The organism is Phaeovibrio sulfidiphilus (genome assembly GCF_014861485.1).
Taxonomy (GTDB): domain Bacteria; phylum Pseudomonadota; class Alphaproteobacteria; order Rhodospirillales; family Rhodospirillaceae; genus Phaeovibrio; species Phaeovibrio sulfidiphilus.
Genome location: NZ_JACZHT010000004.1, coordinates 204,717 through 222,388 on the forward strand (window position 1 = coordinate 204,717; position 17,672 = coordinate 222,388).

Below are 17,672 nucleotides of genomic sequence, written 5' to 3' on the forward strand. Positions count from 1 at the left end.
GTCAGTTCCTCCGGCCTGTGGACGGGGGCGGGCGGCCGCTCATGGTGTTCGCGTGGGTCGGCGAGCCGAACAGGGAGGCCCGGGTCTGGCCCTCCGACTCCCGGTTGCCGAACGCGAGGCCTCTTTCCGAGCGCCGGGCGAAGGCGAGTTCTTCGTCAAACGGCGTGGGGCCCGAATACTCGGTGTGGTTCGTGGGGACCACAAACCGGTCCTCGTAGGCGGCGAGGGCCATGATCCGGTACATGTCGCTCACCGTGGCCTCGGTGAGTCCCGCTGCCTCCAGGATGGGGTCGGAGCTCACGTTGTTGACGGTCTTGTTGCGCATGACCATGCGCATGGCAATCATCCGCTCCAGGGCCCCGACCACCGGGGCCTCCCGCCCCGCCGTGAGAAGGTTCGCAAGGTAGCGAACGGGAATGCGAAGGCTGTTCACATCCGGCAGGATCCCGTCGTGCGAGGCGGGGATCTGTCCGGCCTCGAAGGCGCTCTGGACGGGGGACAGGGGCGGGATGTACCAGACCATGGGCAAGGTGCGGTACTCCGGGTGAAGCGGGAAGGCCACCTTCCAGTCCAGGGCCATCTTGTAGACCGGAGACCGTTTGGCCGCCTCCAGCCAGCTGTGGGGGACGCCGTCCCGGAGGGCCTGGGCGATGACCTTGGGGTCATGGGGGTCCAGGAACATGTCCAGCTGGGCCTGGTAGAGATCCTGTTCGTCCTCGACCGAGGCCATCTCCCGGATCCGGTCCGCGTCGTAAAGCAGGACGCCCAGATACCGGATCCGCCCCACGCAGGTTTCCGAGCAGACGGTCGGATCCCCGTTCTCGATGCGGGCGTAGCAGAAGGTACATTTCTCGGACTTGCCGGATTGCCAGTTGAAGTAGATCTTCTTGTAGGGGCAGGCCGACACACACATGCGCCAGCCCCGGCACTTCTCCTGGTCGATGAGGACAATCCCGTCCTCCTCGCGCTTGTAGATCGCGCCCGAGGGACAGGCCGCCACGCAGGCCGGATTGAGGCAGTGCTCGCACAGCCGGGGCAGATACATCATGAAGGTGTGTTCAAACTGGCCGTAAATGGCCTTCTGAATGCCCTCGAAGTTGCTGTCCCGGGAGCGCTTCTCGAATTCTCCGCCCAGGATTTCTTCCCAGTTCGGGCCCCAGAGCGGCTTTTCCATGCGTTCGCCGGTGATGGCCGAGCGCATGCGCGCGGTCGGGGGCGTGGACACCTCCGGCGCCTTTTGCAGGTGGTCGTAGTCGAAGGTGAACGGCTCGTAGTAGTCGTCAATCCGGGGAAGGTCCGGATTGGCAAACAGCTTGGCCAGAAGCCAGAGCTTGTGCCCGGATTTGGGGCGGATGCCCCCGTTCTTCAGCCGGGTCCAGCCGCCGTTCCAGCGCGTCTGGTTTTCCCAGTCCACGGGGTAGCCGACCCCGGGCTTGGATTCCACGTTGTTGAACCACGCGTACTCGGTGCCGGCTCTCGACGTCCAGACGTTCTTGCAGGTCACGGAGCAGGTGTGGCACCCGATGCATTTGTCCAGATTGAGGACTTTGCCAATTTGGGCCCGGATTTTCATGGTGTCTCCTCCACCGTTGCGACCAGGGCGGGCTCGTCCTGCCACTCGACCGTGTCCATCTTGCGCACCACGACGAAGTCGTCCCGGTTGGACCCAACGGTTCCGTAGTAGTTGAAGCCGTAGGCCAGCTGGGCGTAGCCGCCGATCATGTGTGTGGGTTTCAGGATGATCCGGACCACCGAGTTGTGGATGCCGCCGCGTTTCCCGGTTGTCTCCGAGATCGGTGTGTTCATGATTTTCTCCTGTGCGTGGTACATCATGGCGAGCCCCTCGGGGACGCGCTGGGAGACCACCGCCCGGGCGACAACGGCACCGTTGGCGTTGTAGCACTCGATCCAGTCGTTATCCCGGATCCCGGCCTTGCGGGCGTCCGTCTCCGACATCCAGACGATGGGCCCTCCGCGCGAGAGGGTGAGCATCAGGAGGTTCTCGCTGTAGGTGGAGTGAATCCCCCATTTCTGGTGGGGCGTGACCCAGTTCAGCACGACCTGCTTTCGGTCCTTGCCCAGGGTGTCGATGACCGAGGCCACGGTGCGGGTGTTGACGGGGGGCCGGTAGACGCAGAAGCCCTCGCCAAAGTCCCTCATCCAGTCGTGGTCCTGATAGAAGTGCTGGCGCCCCGTGAGGGTTCGCCACGGGATCAGCTCGTGGACGTTGGTGTAGCCCGCGTTGTAGGAGACGTGCTCGTCCTCGAGACCGCTCCAGGTCGGCGACGAGATGATCTTGCGCGGCTGGGCCTGGAGATCGCGGAAGCGGAGTTTCTCGTCCTCCCGTGGCCGGGCCAGGTGGGTGTGGTCGCGCCCGGTGAAGACGCCCAGGGCCTCCCAGGCCTTGAGGGCGACTTGGCCGTTGGTTTCCGGCGCGAGGGACAGGACCACCTCGGTGGCGTCGATGTCCGTCTCGATTTTCGGCAGGCCGCAGGACACGCCCTCGTCGGCGCACACGCCGTTCAGGCGTCCCAGGAAGTCCACCTCCGCGTCCGTGTTCCAGGCAATCCCCTTGCCGCCGTTCCCGATGGTTTTCATCAGGGGGCCAAGGGAGGTGTACTTGCGGTGGGTGTCCGGGTAGTTGCGCTCGACCACCGTGAGGTTGGGCAGGGTCCGCCCGGGAACGGGCTCGGCCTCGCCTTTTTTCCAGTCCTCGGGGCCGAAGGGCTGGGCCAGTTCCCCCGGGCTGTCATGCAAGATGGGCTGGGCGACCAGATCCTTCTCCAGCCCCAGGTGTCCGGGGCACATCTCCGAGAACCGGCGGGCAATCTCCCGGTAGATGTCCCAGTCCGAGCGGGACTCCCAGGCCGGGTCCACCGCCCGGGACAGGGGGTGGATGAAGGGGTGCATGTCCGAGGTGTTCAGGTCGTTCTTCTCGTACCAGGTGGCGGTGGGCAGAACGATGTCCGAGTACAGGCACGAGGTGGACATACGGAAGTCCAGGGTCACCAGCAGGTCCAGCTTTCCCCTGGGGCCCTCGTCGCGCCAGACCACCTCGGAGGGCTTGGGCGCGTTTGCCTCGCCCAGGTCCCGGTCCATCACCGAGTTCTGGGTTCCCAGCAGGTGGCGCAGGAAGTACTCGTGCCCCTTGCCCGAGGCGCCCAGAAGGTTCGAGCGCCAGACAAACAGCACCCGGGGGAAGTTCGCCGGGTTGTCCGGATCCTCGCACGACAGGGCCAGGGACCGGTCTTTCAGGCGGGAGACCACATACTCTTTGGGATCCCGGCCCTGGGCCTCGGCCTCGGCGGTGAGCCTCAGCGGGTTTTCCTGGAACTGGGGAGCGGAGGGGAGCCAGCCCATCCGCTCGGCCCGGACGTTGCAGTCAATGAGGGTCTGACCCTCCCATTTCTTCGGATCCGCAAGCGGCGAGAGGATGTCGTCCACCCCCACCTTCTCGTAGCGCCACTGGTCGGTGTGGGCATAGAAGAACGAGGTGGAGTTCATCTGGCGCGGCGGCCGGTGCCAGTCCAGGCCAAAGGCGAGGGGCAGCCACCCCGTCTGGGGGCGCAGCTTTTCCTGCCCCACGTAATGGGACCAGCCGCCGCCGGATTTCCCGATACAGCCGCACATCATCAGCAGGTTGATGATGCCCCGATAGGCCATGTCCATGTGGTACCAGTGATTGATACCCGCTCCCAGGATGACCATGGACCGCCCGCGGGTGCGGTCCGCGTTGTCCGCGAACTCGCGCGCGACACGGATGACGGTCTCCCGCGGCACGCCGGTGATCTTCTCCTGCCAGGCGGGGGTGTAGGGCTCGTCCCCGTCGCTGGACAGGGGCGGATCGCCACAGACCTCGCGGGCCACGCCGTAGTTGGCCAGTTGCAGGTCGAACACCGTCGCCACAAGGGCTGTGGTGCCGTCCGCCAGAAGCACCCGGCGCGCCGGAACCCGGCGTTTCAGGATGCTCTCGTGGTTCGTGTGATCGAAGAGCTGGTCGCTGGGGATGTTGCCGAAATAGGGGAACCCGACCTCGACGATCACGTCGTGGCGCTCGGCGAGGCTCAGGGTCGGCCAGATCTCGGCACCCGTGGTCTCGTCCTTCATCTCCAGGTTCCAGCGCCCCTTCTCGCCCCAGCGGGAGCCGATGGTGCCGTTGGGGATTTTCAGGCTGTCGGTCACGGAATCCCAGAGAACCGGCTTCCACTCGGGATTGTTGTCCGCCCCCAGGGCGCCCTTGATGTCGGAGGCCCGCAAGGTCCGCCCGGCCACGTGGAGGCCACCGGCCTTTTTGTCCAGACGCACCAGGAAGGGCATGTCCGTGTACTGGCGGCAGTAGTCGTCAAAGTACTCCGAGCGGTTCCGGGCGTGGTACTCCGTCAGGATGACGTGCCCCATGGCCATCAGAAGGGCCGCGTCGGTGCCCTGCCGGGGCGCAATCCACTCGTCGGAGAGCTTGGCCACCTCCGAGTAGTCGGGCGTGACCGCCACGGTCCGGGTGCCCTTGTAGCGGACCTCGGTAAAGAAGTGCGCATCCGGGGTCCGGGTCTGGGGCACGTTGGAGCCCCAGGCGATGATGTACGACGAGTTGTACCAGTCCGCGCTCTCGGGCACGTCGGTCTGCTCGCCCCACACCTGGGGGGAGGAGGGCGGCAGGTCGCAGTACCAGTCGTAGAACGACAGGCATGTGCCGCCGATCAGGGACAGGTAGCGTGTCCCCGACGCATACGAGATCATGGACATGGCCGGGATCGGCGAGAAGCCGCACACCCGGTCCGGACCGAAGGTCTTCGCCGTGTAGATGTTGGATGCGGCGATGATCTCGTTCATCTCGTCCCAGTCGGCGCGGACCATGCCGCCCAGACCGCGGGCGGTCTTGTAGGACGCGGTCTTCACCGGGTCGGTCACGATGCTCTCCCAGGCCAGGACCGGGTCGGTGTGCACCTCCCGCGCCTTGCGCCACAGCCTGAGCAGGCGCGAGCGGATCATGGGGTATTTCAGGCGGGTGGCGCTGTAGAGGTACCAGGAGTAGCTGGCTCCGCGCGGGCAGCCTCTCGGCTCGTGGTTGGGCAGGTCCGGGCGGGTGCGGGGGTAGTCGGTGAACTGGGTTTCCCAGGTGACCAGCCCCCCCTTGACGTAGATCTTCCACGAGCACGAGCCGGTGCAGTTCACCCCGTGGGTGGAGCGCACAATCTTGTCGTGGGCCCAGCGTCCGCGATAGGCGTCCTCCCACTGGCGGTTCTCGTCGGTCGTGATCCCGTGTCCGCCGGAATATTTCTCCGGGGCCTTGCGGGTGAAGTAGGTCAGCTTGTCGAGAATGTGACTCATGTGTCTCTCCTGCTCCCTCAACTGGGCTTTTCAGCGTTTTTCCGGGCGTACCACCACCAGGTCACTCCGATGCAGGTGACGTAGTAGGCGATGAAGCCCCACAGGGCCGGCAGGGCCGAGCCGGGGGACACGACAGCACCGCTCGCGTCGGTGACCGTCGTGAGGCGGATGGACCCGCTGAAAACCATGGGAAGAATGAAGGCTCCGTAGGCCGCGATGGCGGCGGAGAAGCCCAGTGCCGGGGCCTTTTCCCGGGGCGGGAAAATGACCCCCATCATGCGGAACACCGACCCGTTGGCCACGCCGGTGGTGATGAAAAGGACCATGAAGAGGGCAAAGAACCCCTGGAAGCTCCGGTGCTCGGGGGTCAGAAACCAGATCACCCCCAGGACGGCGCCGATCATCACGAACAAGGTCACAAGCGTGACCCGGGCGCCGGAGTCCAGGCGGTCGGAGATCCAGCCGCCCACCGGGCGGATCAGCGCCCCCAGAAGCGGTCCGATGAACGCGTAGGCGAGGGGGTTGACCTCGGGAAACTGGTCCTTGATCAGAAGGGGGAACGCCGCCGAGTAGCCGATGAACGATCCGAACGACATGATGTAGAGCCAGGTCGTGAGGTACATGTGCTTGCGCCGGAAAATCACCAGCTGCTCGGACAGGGGCGTGGCCGAGCTCTTCAGGTTGTTCATGCCAAAGGCGGCGGCCACGACCCCCAGGACAATCAGCGGAACCCAGACGAAGGCCGCGTTCTGGAGCCACATCTCCCGGCCGTCGGGCGTGATCCTGGGCTCTCCGCCCAGGGCACCGAAGACCCCGGCCGTGATCACCATGGGCGCCAGGAACTGGAGGGTGCTCACCCCCAGGTTTCCAAGGCCCCCGTTCAGGCCCAGGGCGGTTCCCTGCTCGCGCTTGGGGAAAAAGAAGCTGATGTTGGCCATGGACGAGGAGAAGGCGCCGCCCCCGAAGCCGCAGCTTGCGGACAGGAGAAGGAAGGTCGCAAACGACGTGTTGGGGTTCTGGACCGCAATGCCGACGCCCACAGCCGGGACCAGCAGGAGCGCGGTGGCGATGACCGTCCAGTTCCGCCCGCCGAAGATCGGCACGACGAACGAGTACACAAGGCGGAACGTGGCACCCGAAAGCCCTGCAACGGCGGTCAGCAGGAACAGCTGGGACTTGTCGAAGCGAAAGCCGATCTGGTCCAGGTGCACGGTCACGACGGAGAAAATGACCCACACAGCAAAGGCAAGCAGAAGGCAGTACGTGGAGATCCAGAGGTTCCGCCAGGCGACGGTGCGTCCGCCCGCGTTCCAGCAGGTCGGATCTTCAGGATCCCAGCGGGCGAGATCTGTTCTTGGGGCCGGGATTTCAGGAACCCGGCGGGCAAGAGCTGTTCTGGTTTTCATGGGGACACGTCCTGAGGTTTGGTGGGGTCAAACTCGGGCAGGTCTTTCGGGCCATCCAGCGAGGGATGGATCCGCTTTTCTGCTCTGCGGATGGTCATGTGCATCCAGATCAGGGACACCATGATCAGGACGAACAGGAGCATGAAACAGCTGGTCCGGATGTCGGTCAGGTCGTTCATGAGGCCGAAGCAGATGGGCAGGATCCAGCCTCCCAGCCCTCCGACCAGGCCCACGATTCCGGCGACCGCGCCCACGTCATCGGGGTAGTAGTGGGGGATGTACTTGTAGACAGCCGCCTTGCCGAAGGACATGAACAGGCCAAGGCAGAACACCAGAACGGTGAAGCCGATGACGCCGGTGGCCATGGAGAAGGCTTTGGTTTCCGCGATGCCGTGGACGAGATAGTCCGTGGGCGGGTAGCTGAGCAGGAAGCACGAGATGCCCGTCACCGCGAACGTCCAGTACATGACCTTCCGGGCGCCGTACCGGTCTGACATCCAGCCCCCCAGGGCGCGGAAGCCGGACCCGGCGATGGAAAAGGTGGCCGCAAGGGCGCCCGCCAGGGGCAGGCTCATTCCGTACTGGTCGTGGAAATAGTCGGGCAGCCAGAGGGCGAGCGCGACGAACGCCCCGAACACAACAAAGTAGTAGAGCGAGAACCGCCAGACCTGGAGATGGCGCAGGGGCCTGAGGGATTCCCTGAGGGTCTTGCACCGGTTCCCCGTGTGCCTGCGGGAGCGGAGCTCCGGCTCATTCTTCGTGACGACCCAGAAGCCGACGGCGGTCAGCAGCAGGACCAGCGCCCAGATCCGGGCGGCTCCCTGCCAGCCGATGGCCTGCCCTCCGATGCTGATGGCCATGACCAGCGGCACGAGGAGCTTGGTAAACGCGGTGCCGATGTTGCCCATGCCGAAAATCCCCAGGGCCGTTCCCTGGAGCTCCGGTGGATACCACTTGGACACATAGGTGATGCCGACGGCGAAGGAGCCTCCGGATATCCCCAGTCCGAGGGCCGCCAGAAGCATCATGGGGTACGTGGTCGCGTAGGAGAGGGCGAAGGTCGACAGGCTTCCCGCGATCATCACCAGGGCGAAGACGGGCCGTCCGCCATAGCGGTCCGCCCAGATCCCCAGGAGAAGCCGCACAAGCGACCCCGTGAGGATGGGGGTTCCGATCAGGATGGAGAAGGCCGTCTGGGACAGTCCCAGGTCTTCCTTGATCCGGACACCGATGATGGCAAAAATCGTCCAGACCGCAAAACACACCGTGAACGCCGCTGTCGAGGCAACCAGTGCTGTCGCCCGATCCTGAAGTCGTGTCATCGCTTCTGTCCTCTAACGCCTCGTGATGCTTCTCACGGTGCGTCAGGGGGCCTCGCGGTTCTGTGACCCAGGTCAAAAAAATGCAAAATCCCGAATCTCGTAAAACTCTACAAATAATCGATTCGCAACGCCTGATAGATTCGGGTGAGGTTCGGCGTTGCGCATGTAATTTCTGGAGTCTTGCCAGTTATTGAACTATAATCTCTGCCATTAACGGGGACATCTTTAACATATGGTGGGTGTAATGGCAAAGAAGCTCCTCACCGTGTTGGGAAACGTTGTCCATTGTTTGCAAAGGGAACGCGGGTGCTCGACCCTCTATCTTGCGTCCCGTTCCACACTGTTTTCCGGCCGACTGGACAAGGCCCGCCTTCAGACAAACCGCGGCCTCGAGGATCTGGCATCCCGGCTTCAGGCGCTGGGCCCGACCGGCCCGGATCCGGGACACCGGTCCCCGGTCACGACTTTGGGGGAGACCCGCTCTCACCTGGCCACGTTCCGAAGGGCGGTTTCGGACCTGTCCCTGTCTCCGTCCGAGTGTCTGAGCACGTGCTCCCACACCATGATCGCGCCGTTCATCCGGCTGATGACGGGCATTGCCCGCAGCGGCGCTGTCCCGGTCTCGTCCGTGGACGCCTACGAAAACCTGCTTCTGTGGAAAGACACCGTGGGGCTGGAGCGGGCGCTGGGCGGGCGGGGCCTGGCCACCAATGCCCTCGCCAACGAGGAATTCCTCGAGCGCATCTTTTTCCTGCTGACCGAGCAGGAAAGCCACGAGCGCGCCTTCCTGTCCTGTGCGCCGGACGCGTTGAGGGAGCGCCTCTCCCTCGCCCTGAAGACGGATTCGGGCAAGACCCTGGAGCAGATCCACAGGCGCCTGAAACGCGAACCCGGGCGCGCCTGGGATCCGGGACTCGAGCCGGAAATCTGGTTCGACCTGCTGACCGAGAAGGTGGACGCGCTGCACTCGTGCGAAACCCTGATCTCGGAGGCCCTGCCCCACACCGGGGAGCCCAGTACCTCTCCCGATCCGGGGCACACCTGGCCGGTCACGTGCCAGAGGAGCGAGGAGGCCGTCATCCGGGCCCTGCCCCTGTTTGCGGCCCTGTCCGGCGCCGAGCTGGCCGGGCTTTTGCGCCACGGGGCCGTTCGCCGCCTGCCGAAGGGGCGCCTGCTTTTCCTTGAGGGGGAGCAGCCCCACCACCTGTATATCGTGCTGAGTGGCTGGCTGAAGGTGTTCAAGGCGACGCCGGACGGAGAGGAGGCGGTCCTCCAGATGCTGGGCGAGGGCTGTGCGCTGATGGAGTCGTCCGTCTATCTGGACCGGCCCCTGAGTGCCAGCGTCCAGGTCGCCCAGGACGCAACCCTTCTGTCCCTTCCGGCTCCGGTTCTGCGCGAGCAGATCCGCTCCAGCAACAGCCTGGCTCTCGGGGTGCTGACAAGCATGGCCAGCAATTCCCAGAAGATGATCCGTCAGATCGAGAGCTCCCGCCTCCAGTCGGTGGACGACCGCCTGGGGAACTTCCTCCTGGGCCTTCTGAACGACCAGGGGCGCGTGTCCCGCTCGATTCGGCTGCCCTACGACAAGTCTCTGGTGGCCTCCGGACTGAACATGAAGCGGGAGACCCTCTCCCGGGCCCTGGGGCGCCTCAAGGCAAAGGGATGGCGCGTCGAGAGCAACACGGTGGTGATCCCGACCCTCTCGGCCCTGTGCGGTCACTGTGATCCTGCGCTGTCCGCGGAGTGCCCCAGCCGGGACACGTGTGAGAACTCCGGCGGTGCGAGCCGGGAGACCGCAAAGCCCGCATAAAAAAATCGGGAATTTGATCCAGGTCAAACCCGGCCCCCTTTTCGGGGAGCATGGTGGGGTCATGAGGACGTCTTTACCTCGGAAGGGACGCACACCATGACTTCCGTTCCCCGGACGGCTCCGACTGATTCTCTTGGCCGGCGCCTGGCCTACTTGCGTCTGTCTGTGACTCCGGCGTGCACGTTCCGCTGCGTCTACTGCCTGCCGGACGGGTCCGGCAGCCGGAGTTCCGGGCGTCCTCTGACGGTCCGGGAAATCGGTCGCCTTCTGGCCGGTTTTGCCGGGATCGGTCTGGGCAAGGTGCGCCTGAGCGGTGGCGAGGCCACAACCCGGAGCGACTTTGCCGAGATCATCAGGACCGCTGCGCACACTCCGGGTATCCGGACCGTGGCGCTCACCACGAACGGATACCGCCTGGAGCGCAATGCCCGCATCTGGAGGCAGGCCGGGCTTGCGACCCTGAACGTGAGTGTGGACAGTCTGAACAGGGAGACCTTTGCCCGGATCGCCGGGGTTGACCATCTGCACCAGGTGCTGGGAGGCCTGGAGGCGGCCCTGGAGGCCGGGTTCGAGCGGGTGAAGATCAATACGGTTCTTCTGAAAACCGTGAATGATCGCGAGGTCGGGGCCTTCCTGAATCTCGCGCGGGATCGCCCGCTTGATGTGCGCTTCATTGAGCTGATGCGCACACACGACAACGCGGCGTTTTTTGAACGTCATCATCTGCGGGCGGACACACTCGTCCGGCAGCTTGAGGAACTGGGGTGGGTGCGGCAGGGCCGGGCTTTCGATGATGGGCCGGCGCGAGTCTACACCCACCCCGACTCCCGGGGACGTGTCGGGATCATCGCGCCCTATTCCCGGGACTTCTGCACAGCCTGCAACCGGGTGCGCGTGACGGCGACGGGCGAGCTGCGTTTGTGCCTGTTCGGAACGGAGGGTGTTTCCCTTCGCCCCTACCTTCAGGAGGACCGCCAGCGTCCCCTTCTCCAGCACACGGTGCTTCGGAGCCTCGCTCTCAAGCCCGCAGGCCACCGTCTCGCAAGCGGGGACAGTGGCGTGACGGATCACCTCGCGTCCATTGGGGGATAGGAGGACCGATGTCGGGTATAGCGGAACTGTTCACCACATCCGGCTGGGCGATGGCGGATATCAGCCAAAAGCGCCCGACGCTCCGGCGTGCCCTGGCCATGGGCTCCATCCATGTGGGCCCGGTCGCCTATCCGCATGTGCGCGACGGCACCTTGCCCAAGGGGGACGCCCTGAAGCTGGCCGAGATCGCCGGGCTCCAGGGCGCCAAGAACGCGTCGCAGGCCATTCCCCTGTGCCATCCGGTGGCGCTGGACCATGTTGCGCTGGTGTTCGAGCCACAGAAGGCGAGCCACTCTGTGAGCGTCTACTGCCTCGCGGTGGCCGAGGCCCGGACCGGCGTGGAAATGGAGGCGCTCGCGGGTGTTCTGGCCGCTCTTCTCACGATCTATGACCTGACGAAACCGGTGGAGCCGGCCCTCAGCCTGGGTGAAACCCGTCTGCTGTTCAAGCAGGGGGGCAAGAAGGGGCTCTGGGTGCATCCGCAAGGGGTTCCGCCGGCGGTGGCCCGTCTGCTGCCGGCGCCCGCCCGCCCCCTCGGGAGTGTTGCGGCGGATGTCCTGACCCTGTCCGACCGGGCGTTTGCGGGGCACTACACGGACCGCTCCGGCCCGCTAGTGCAGTCCCTTCTGGAAGAGGCGGGCGCCCGGGTCCGGAGCCATCGGGTGCTGCCCGACAGCCACGAGCTTCTGAGAACCCATCTGATGATCGCAGCCGGGAGCGTGGATCTGATTGTCACAACCGGGGGAACGGGGCTCGGGCAGCGGGACATCACCTGTGACGTGCTGTCCAGCCTTCCCGGAGCCCGCCCTGTGCCGGGCTTTGGCGAGCTTCTGCGCTCCGACGGCGCCCGGGCCACGCCCAACGCCTGGCTCAGCCGCAGTCTCGCGGTGGTCTGGAGCAACACGCTGATTGTCGCCCTTCCCGGAAGCGAGAGGGCCGTGCGCGAGGGGCTGGCCGCCATCGGAGGCATCCTCCCCCATGCTCTGGAGATGATTGCCGGAAAGGACCACGAGCCGTCCCGTGCGGCCGAAGGAAAGGATCCGTCGGATGATTCCCTATCTTGATGCTCTCGAAATCCTGAGGCGGACTCCTCCGCGCCTGCGGTCCGGTTCGGTCCCCCTGGGCGTGGCCAACGGGCGTATCCTCTCGGAGGCCCTAGAGGCCCGGGTGTTCGTGCCCTCCTTTGCCAACGCGGCCATGGACGGGTTTGCCCTTCGGGCCGCGGACACGCTGGAGGCCCCTGTTGACCTGACCGTCCTGTTCCAGGTTCCCGCCGGCAGCACGCCGGGGCCCGTGCGCGGTGGCGCGTGCGAGATCATGACCGGGGCCCCCGTTCCCGAGGGCTGCGATGCGGTGGTGAGGGTGGAGGACGTCACGGTCATGGCCGTGGACCCCATGGGCCGCCCGTTGCGCATTGCCGTGGCGGAGCCTGTGCGTGAAGGGGCCAACATCCGGAAGCCCGGAGAGGACTACTGCCCCCAGGATCCGGTCGCTGCGGCCGGCACCCGAATGACTCCCTCCCAGATCATGGCCTGCGCCGCGCTGGGGATCGACACCGTAACTGTACATTCCCCGATGACGGTCGGTCTCCTGTGCACGGGTGCCGAGGTGGCCGGCGATCCTCGCCTGCCCCTCGGCCCCGGTCACATTCGCGACGCCAACACCCCGTTTCTCTCGGCCGCCCTGGACAGCGCGGGGGCCGTCCCCCGTCACGCGGGCTCGGTCGGCGACAGCGCGGCCCGGTTCGAGATCCTTCTGGAAGAGGCCATGAGCGTGGACGACCTGGTTTTGTCCACCGGCGGGGTGTCCATGGGGGCTCTGGATTTTGTTCCCGCGTCCCTGGAGCGTCTGGGGGCCCGGATCCGTTTCCGGAAAGCCGCCATCAAGCCGGGCAAGCCGATCGTGTTTGCCTCCCTTCCCAACGGGGTTCCGTTTCTGGGCCTTCCGGGCAATCCGGTCTCCACGGCGGTGGGCTTCCGGTTCTTTGTGTGGCCCCTTCTGGAACGGCTGACGGGCCTTGTCCCGGAAATCCTGCCGCGGGCTGTTCTTGCCCACGATGTGCCGGAGCCCGGAAAGGCTGCGGGCCTTCGCCAGTTCCAGAAAGCCCGGGCGTTTCTGGATGACGGCTGCCGGCTGACGGTCCGTCTGCTTCCGGGGCAGGAGTCGTTCAAGATCCATCCCTTCTTGCAGGCCAACTGCTGGGCCGTCCTGCCCGAGAACCGGGGTGCGCTGAAGGCCGGAACTCCGGTCGAGATTGCGTCCCCTGTTCCGGGCCGGCCGGTCGAGTTCCTTGCGGGAGACGTGTCATGCTAGTTCGGGTTCACCTGTATGGTCCGTTTCGCTCCACCGTCGCCGAGCGGAGTTTTGATCTGCCGGACGGCGCGCGGGTTTCCGATCTCCGGGCGGCGTTTGCCCGCGTGGAGATGAACCATCCCCTGTTGGCCCGCTCGCGGTTTGCGACCGAGGAGGGGGTGCTTCAGGAAAACGAGCGCCTTGCGTCGGGCATGATCCTTGCGGTTATCGCCCCCGTTTCGGGAGGGTAGGTCCATGACCAGCGCCACGTTTCTCAATGTCCGCAACGCGGAAACCGAGCCCCTCGATGCCTCGGAGGCGCTGGCCTTCGTCAGCGACCGGGCCAACGGGGCGGCGTTTGTTTTCTGTGGTCAGGTGCGCTGCAGCACCGGAGACGAGCCGCGCGTCTCGGCCATTACCTATGACATTTTCACGCCCCTGTTTATCCGGGTCGTGGGGGCCATTTCCCGGGAGGCCCGTCTCAGTCTGGGGCTCAACCTCAGGATCTACGTGGTGCACGCGAGCGGCCGGGTTGAGGCGGGCCAGAACGCCGTTGTCATTGCCGTCGGGGCACCCCACAGGCGCGAGGCCTTTGATGCCTGCCGCTACCTCATTGACGAGGTGAAGAAGCGCGCTCCGGTCTGGAAGCTGGAGCACTTCGAGGACGGGCCTGAAAAATGGGCCGACGGGGAGACGATCCAGCCATGACACCGGGGCGCACAGCCGGGGTTGTCCTCGCCGGAGGCCTGTCGCGCCGTATGGGCAAGGACAAGGCCGCACTGGTCCTGGAGGGGCGCACCCTTCTGGAGCGGATGACCGAGAGGCTGCGGGCCAGCGGTCTCGGGACGGTTTACATCAGCGGTCCCGGGTGTATCGAGGATCTGTATCCCGGGCAGGGGCCTCTGGGGGGCATCTACAGCGTCCCCGTGACCCTGGGCGACCGGTATGACCGCTACCTGTTCGTGCCGGTGGACATGCCCGCGATCGAGCCCGCCAGTCTTGCCCGCCTTCTGGCCGAGCCCATGGGCCGCAACCCGGTGCTGCGCTTCGGAGAGGTCCCGATGCCCTTCCTGCTGAGGGTGGACGCCCGGGTTCTCGCGCTCATGGAAACGCTTCTGCAGGAGGGGCGCGGCGGCGTGTCCGTCCGGACATTCCAGCGTTTCGCCGGGGTGACCTCGTTGCCCCTGCCCGCCGAGTGGGCGCAGGGGCTGGTCAATCTCAACACGCCCGGGGACTGGTTGACGTTTACGGGAGAAGAGCCATGAACCTGCGCATATCGGGCCAGAGCCTTCGTTTCCGGATCGATCCGGACGAGTGCGACCGACTTCTTGACGGCGGGACGGTGTCGTCCCTGACCCGGCTTCCGTCCGGGAGCAGCCTCGAGATCCGGCTGAGGGCCCGGTCTCTTGACCAGGATGTCCTGTCCCTCGAGGAGGTGGACGCCACCGCTCTGGAGCTTCTGGTTGACTGGGGTGCCCTTGGAGACCTGATGGCCCGCCATCCCAGAATAACGGGCCTTTCCAGCCGCCCGGACACCCCGGACGGGGATCCGCTGGAGCTGTCCCTGGAGATCGATGTGGGCTTCCCGCGGGGCCGGGTCCGCAGGCCGCGGTGAGGCCCGCCCCGTCACGCCGGGAGCGTTGCCACGTCACGCCACGCCACGAAGGCCGCCGTGCGACACGTTGGGGCCCGCCCCGTCACGCCACGGGGGCCTGCCACGCCACACCGGTAGGGCCGCCGTGCGACACGGTGGGCCCGCCGTTTGAAAAGGAACCAGGCGCCATGAGAGATTTTCTTCGCAGAGTGTTGGGCTCGGGCCTCGTGTCCGGTGCGGTGGCCCTGTCCGCGTTTGGGCCGGGCACGGCGGCTGCGGCGGATGTGAGGGTGGCTGTCGCGGCCAACTTCCTTGCCCCCCTGAAACAGCTGGGCGACGCGTGGGAGGCTCTGACCGGCAACCGGATTGTGGTGTCGTCCGGACCGTCTGGGGCCCTGTATGCCCAGATCGTCAACGGAGCGCCCTTTGACCTGTTCTTCTCGGCCGATATCGAGCGCCCCCAGGATCTGGAGCGGGCCGGTCTGGCCGAGGAGGGCACCCGGTTCACCTACGCGGTCGGCGTTCTGGCCCTGTGGTCTCCGAAGGAGGGGAGCGTTCCGCCCGAGGGCCCCGTTCCGGACCCTGACACGGTTCGGTTTCTGGCCATCGCCGATCCCGGCACCGCGCCCTACGGCGCCGCTGCCCGTCAGATTTTGGAAAAGGCAGGGGTCTGGGAGCGCATGAGCCGGGACCGGAAGCTGGTTGTGGGAACCAGTATCGGCCAGACGTACAGCCATGTGGCCTCGGGGGCGGCGCCTCTGGGATTTGTGGCCCTGTCCCAGATTCTTGACCCCCAAAGCGGGACCGTGAGGGGCTCGTTCTGGCTGCCGCCTGCGCAGGACTACACCCCCATACGCCAGCAGGCGGTCCTGCTCCGCTCCGCCGCTGCCCCCGAGGTGGCAAGGGCGTTCCTCGCCTGGGTCCACACGGACGCCGGGGCAAGGGCCATCATCCGCAGCTACGGCTACGAGACGGAGTAGCCTCCGGTGGACGGGTTCCTCTCCCCGGCGGATCTGACGGCGTTAGGGGTCACGCTCCGGCTGGCGATGATCAGCACGGGACTGATGCTTGTGCTCTTCACGCCGCTTGCCTGGGGGCTGGCCCGGATGCGCTCGTCCTCGAAGGCGGTGTTCGAGGCGATTGTGGCCCTTCCCCTGGTTCTGCCGCCAACGGTCCTGGGGTTCTATCTGCTGATCGCGCTCGGCCCCCGGGGCGTGGTGGGCGGGGCCCTTGAGAGCCTTGGTTTCGGTCACCTGGCGTTTTCGTTTTCCGGGCTGGTGATCGGCTCCATGATCTATTCCCTGCCGTTTGTCATGCAGCCGCTTCAGAACGCGTTCCAGGCGCTGGATCCCCGCCTGATGGAGGCGGCCGCCACGTTGCGGGCCTCTCCGCTGGACCGGTTTTTCACGATTGCGGTTCCTTTGGCCTCCCGGGGCTTTCTCAGTGCGGCGGTCCTGTCCTTTGCCCACACCATGGGGGAGTTCGGCGTGGTCATCATGATCGGCGGCAGCATTCCGGGGGAGACCCGGGTCGCGTCCATTGCCATCTTCAACCACGTGGAAACCATGGACTACGCGGCCGCCCACGGCCTGGCGGGCGTGCTGCTTGTGATCTCATTCCTTCTGCTTCTGGGAGTGTTCGCGGTGAACCGCCGGTTTGCGCGCATCACGGGGCCGGGCGCATGAGTATCGAGGCCCGCTTCCGTTGTGACCGGGGGGACTTCGTCCTCGACTTCAACGCCACCTTTCCGGCCCGGGGGGTGACGGCCCTTTTCGGGCCCTCGGGCTGCGGGAAGACGACGGTTCTGCGCTGTGTCGCGGGTCTGGAGCGGGCACCCGGGGGCGTCTTCCGGATCGGGGACGAGACCTGGCAGGACGGACGCGTCTTCCTGCCTGCCCACAGGCGGTCTGTGGGCATGGTGTCCCAGGGGGAGAGCCTGTTTCCCCATCTCCCGGTTCTGGGCAACATGCTGTACGGGCGCAAGCGCTCCCGCATTCCGCCGGATCCGGTCGAGTTCGAGGCGCTGGTTCACCTTCTGGGGCTTGGGGATCTTCTGGCGCGGCGGATCGACACCCTGTCCGGCGGCGAGCGGCAGCGGGTGGCCCTGGCCCGGGCCCTGCTGTGCGGGCCACGGCTTTTGCTGCTGGATGAGCCCCTGTCCGCTCTGGATGCGCCCCGGAAGGCCGGGATCCTCCCCTATCTGGAGCGCCTGTGCGCCCAGACCAGCGTGCCGGTTCTGTATGTCAGCCACGCCCCGGACGAGATCGCGCGTCTGGCGGATCGGGTCATCGTTCTGGATCAGGGGCGTGTGCGGGCTCACGGGTCCGTGGATGAGGTGTTTGTGCGCCTGGACCTGCCCCTGGGGATCGGGCCTGACGCGTGCGCGTTTGTGGAGGCTGTTGTCCGGGCCCACGATGTCACCTCCCACCTCTCGGTGCTGGAGTTCGCGGGCGGGACGCTGCTGGTGGAGCGCAGTGACCGCCCCCCCGGCGCGCGTTTGCGTGTGCGGATTGATGCGCGGGATGTGAGCCTGACGCTGGACAGGCCGGAGCGGTCGTCCATCATCAACAGTTTTCCGGTCCGGGTTGTGGAAACGGCCGATGCGGATACACCGGCCAGCCTGATGGTCCGGCTTGATGCGGGGGGCGCGGGGCTTCTGGCGCGGATCACCCGGTACTCGGCCCAGGCCCTGAACATTGCGCCGGGCCTCGATCTGTGGGCCCAGGTCAAGGGCGTCGCCATTTTCCAGTAGGAGCGGGCGGGGCTCCTGTTTCCAGGGGCGAGAGGCTGCCCGGGCGGGAGCCCTCCGGTTTTCGGGGCGCGCCGCC

15 protein-coding genes are annotated in these 17,672 nt (G+C 66.0%); 11 read left to right on the forward strand and 4 right to left on the reverse strand.

Going from position 1 to position 17,672, the window contains the following annotated elements:
- Position 1: 1 nt before the first annotated feature.
- Genes narH through IHV25_RS06950 form a run of 4 tightly spaced genes read right to left on the reverse strand, consistent with a single transcriptional unit; the run spans position 2 to position 8,056 of the window.
- Positions 2-1,573, reverse strand: a complete 1,572-nt coding sequence (gene narH, locus IHV25_RS06935) for a nitrate reductase subunit beta (protein WP_192534388.1) — start codon at positions 1,571-1,573, stop codon at positions 2-4.
- Positions 1,570-5,328, reverse strand: coding sequence for a nitrate reductase subunit alpha (locus IHV25_RS06940; RefSeq protein WP_192534389.1), 3,759 nt, complete (start codon positions 5,326-5,328; stop codon positions 1,570-1,572). Before IHV25_RS06940 ends, narH begins: the two co-directional genes overlap by 4 nt.
- Before the next feature lie 17 nt (positions 5,329-5,345).
- Positions 5,346-6,734 (reverse strand): NarK family nitrate/nitrite MFS transporter, encoded by a 1,389-nt coding sequence (locus IHV25_RS06945; protein WP_192534390.1) that lies wholly within the window; start codon positions 6,732-6,734, stop codon positions 5,346-5,348.
- The gene (locus IHV25_RS06950; RefSeq protein ID WP_192534391.1) at positions 6,731-8,056 is read right to left on the reverse strand and encodes an MFS transporter; all 1,326 of its coding nucleotides are present in this window, start codon (positions 8,054-8,056) and stop codon (positions 6,731-6,733) included. The genes IHV25_RS06945 and IHV25_RS06950 overlap by 4 nt, the downstream gene beginning before the upstream one ends.
- Before the next feature lie 244 nt (positions 8,057-8,300).
- Between IHV25_RS06950 and IHV25_RS06955 the strand changes: the two genes are divergently transcribed.
- From IHV25_RS06955 to modC, 11 genes are all read left to right on the forward strand, one after another.
- Positions 8,301-9,866 carry a nitrate- and nitrite sensing domain-containing protein gene (locus IHV25_RS06955; RefSeq protein ID WP_420825417.1) on the forward strand — a complete coding sequence of 522 codons (1,566 nt, stop codon included), beginning with the start codon at positions 8,301-8,303 and terminating at the stop codon, positions 9,864-9,866.
- 96 nt (positions 9,867-9,962) lie between these two features.
- A complete protein-coding gene (gene moaA / locus IHV25_RS06960) occupies positions 9,963-10,958 on the forward strand; it encodes a GTP 3',8-cyclase MoaA (protein WP_192534393.1) in 996 nt (331 codons plus the stop codon).
- An 8-nt stretch (positions 10,959-10,966) separates the two neighbouring features.
- A complete protein-coding gene (gene moaCB / locus IHV25_RS06965; protein WP_192534394.1) occupies positions 10,967-12,022 on the forward strand; it encodes a bifunctional molybdenum cofactor biosynthesis protein MoaC/MoaB in 1,056 nt (351 codons plus the stop codon).
- Positions 12,006-13,271 (forward strand): molybdopterin molybdotransferase MoeA, encoded by a 1,266-nt coding sequence (locus IHV25_RS06970; protein WP_192534395.1) that lies wholly within the window; start codon positions 12,006-12,008, stop codon positions 13,269-13,271. The genes moaCB and IHV25_RS06970 overlap by 17 nt, the downstream gene beginning before the upstream one ends.
- Positions 13,265-13,501: a MoaD/ThiS family protein gene (locus IHV25_RS06975; protein ID WP_192534396.1), complete on the forward strand. Its 237-nt coding sequence runs from the start codon at positions 13,265-13,267 to the stop codon at positions 13,499-13,501. The genes IHV25_RS06970 and IHV25_RS06975 overlap by 7 nt, the downstream gene beginning before the upstream one ends.
- A 4-nt stretch (positions 13,502-13,505) precedes the next feature.
- Positions 13,506-13,958: a molybdenum cofactor biosynthesis protein MoaE gene (locus tag IHV25_RS06980; protein ID WP_192534397.1), complete on the forward strand. Its 453-nt coding sequence runs from the start codon at positions 13,506-13,508 to the stop codon at positions 13,956-13,958.
- Positions 13,955-14,515, forward strand: a complete 561-nt coding sequence (mobA, locus tag IHV25_RS06985; RefSeq protein WP_192534398.1) for a molybdenum cofactor guanylyltransferase — start codon at positions 13,955-13,957, stop codon at positions 14,513-14,515. The genes IHV25_RS06980 and mobA overlap by 4 nt, the downstream gene beginning before the upstream one ends.
- Entirely contained in the window at positions 14,512-14,865 is a 354-nt protein-coding gene (locus tag IHV25_RS06990) for a DUF7009 family protein (protein ID WP_192534399.1), read from the forward strand. The genes mobA and IHV25_RS06990 overlap by 4 nt, the downstream gene beginning before the upstream one ends.
- Before the next feature lie 167 nt (positions 14,866-15,032).
- A complete protein-coding gene (modA, locus tag IHV25_RS06995) occupies positions 15,033-15,824 on the forward strand; it encodes a molybdate ABC transporter substrate-binding protein (RefSeq protein ID WP_192534400.1) in 792 nt (263 codons plus the stop codon).
- A gap of 6 nt (positions 15,825-15,830) precedes the next feature.
- Positions 15,831-16,529, forward strand: coding sequence for a molybdate ABC transporter permease subunit (gene modB, locus IHV25_RS07000; protein ID WP_192534401.1), 699 nt, complete (start codon positions 15,831-15,833; stop codon positions 16,527-16,529).
- The gene (gene modC, locus IHV25_RS07005) at positions 16,526-17,596 is read left to right on the forward strand and encodes a molybdenum ABC transporter ATP-binding protein (RefSeq protein WP_192534402.1); all 1,071 of its coding nucleotides are present in this window, start codon (positions 16,526-16,528) and stop codon (positions 17,594-17,596) included. The genes modB and modC overlap by 4 nt, the downstream gene beginning before the upstream one ends.
- Positions 17,597-17,672: the final 76 nt, after the last annotated feature.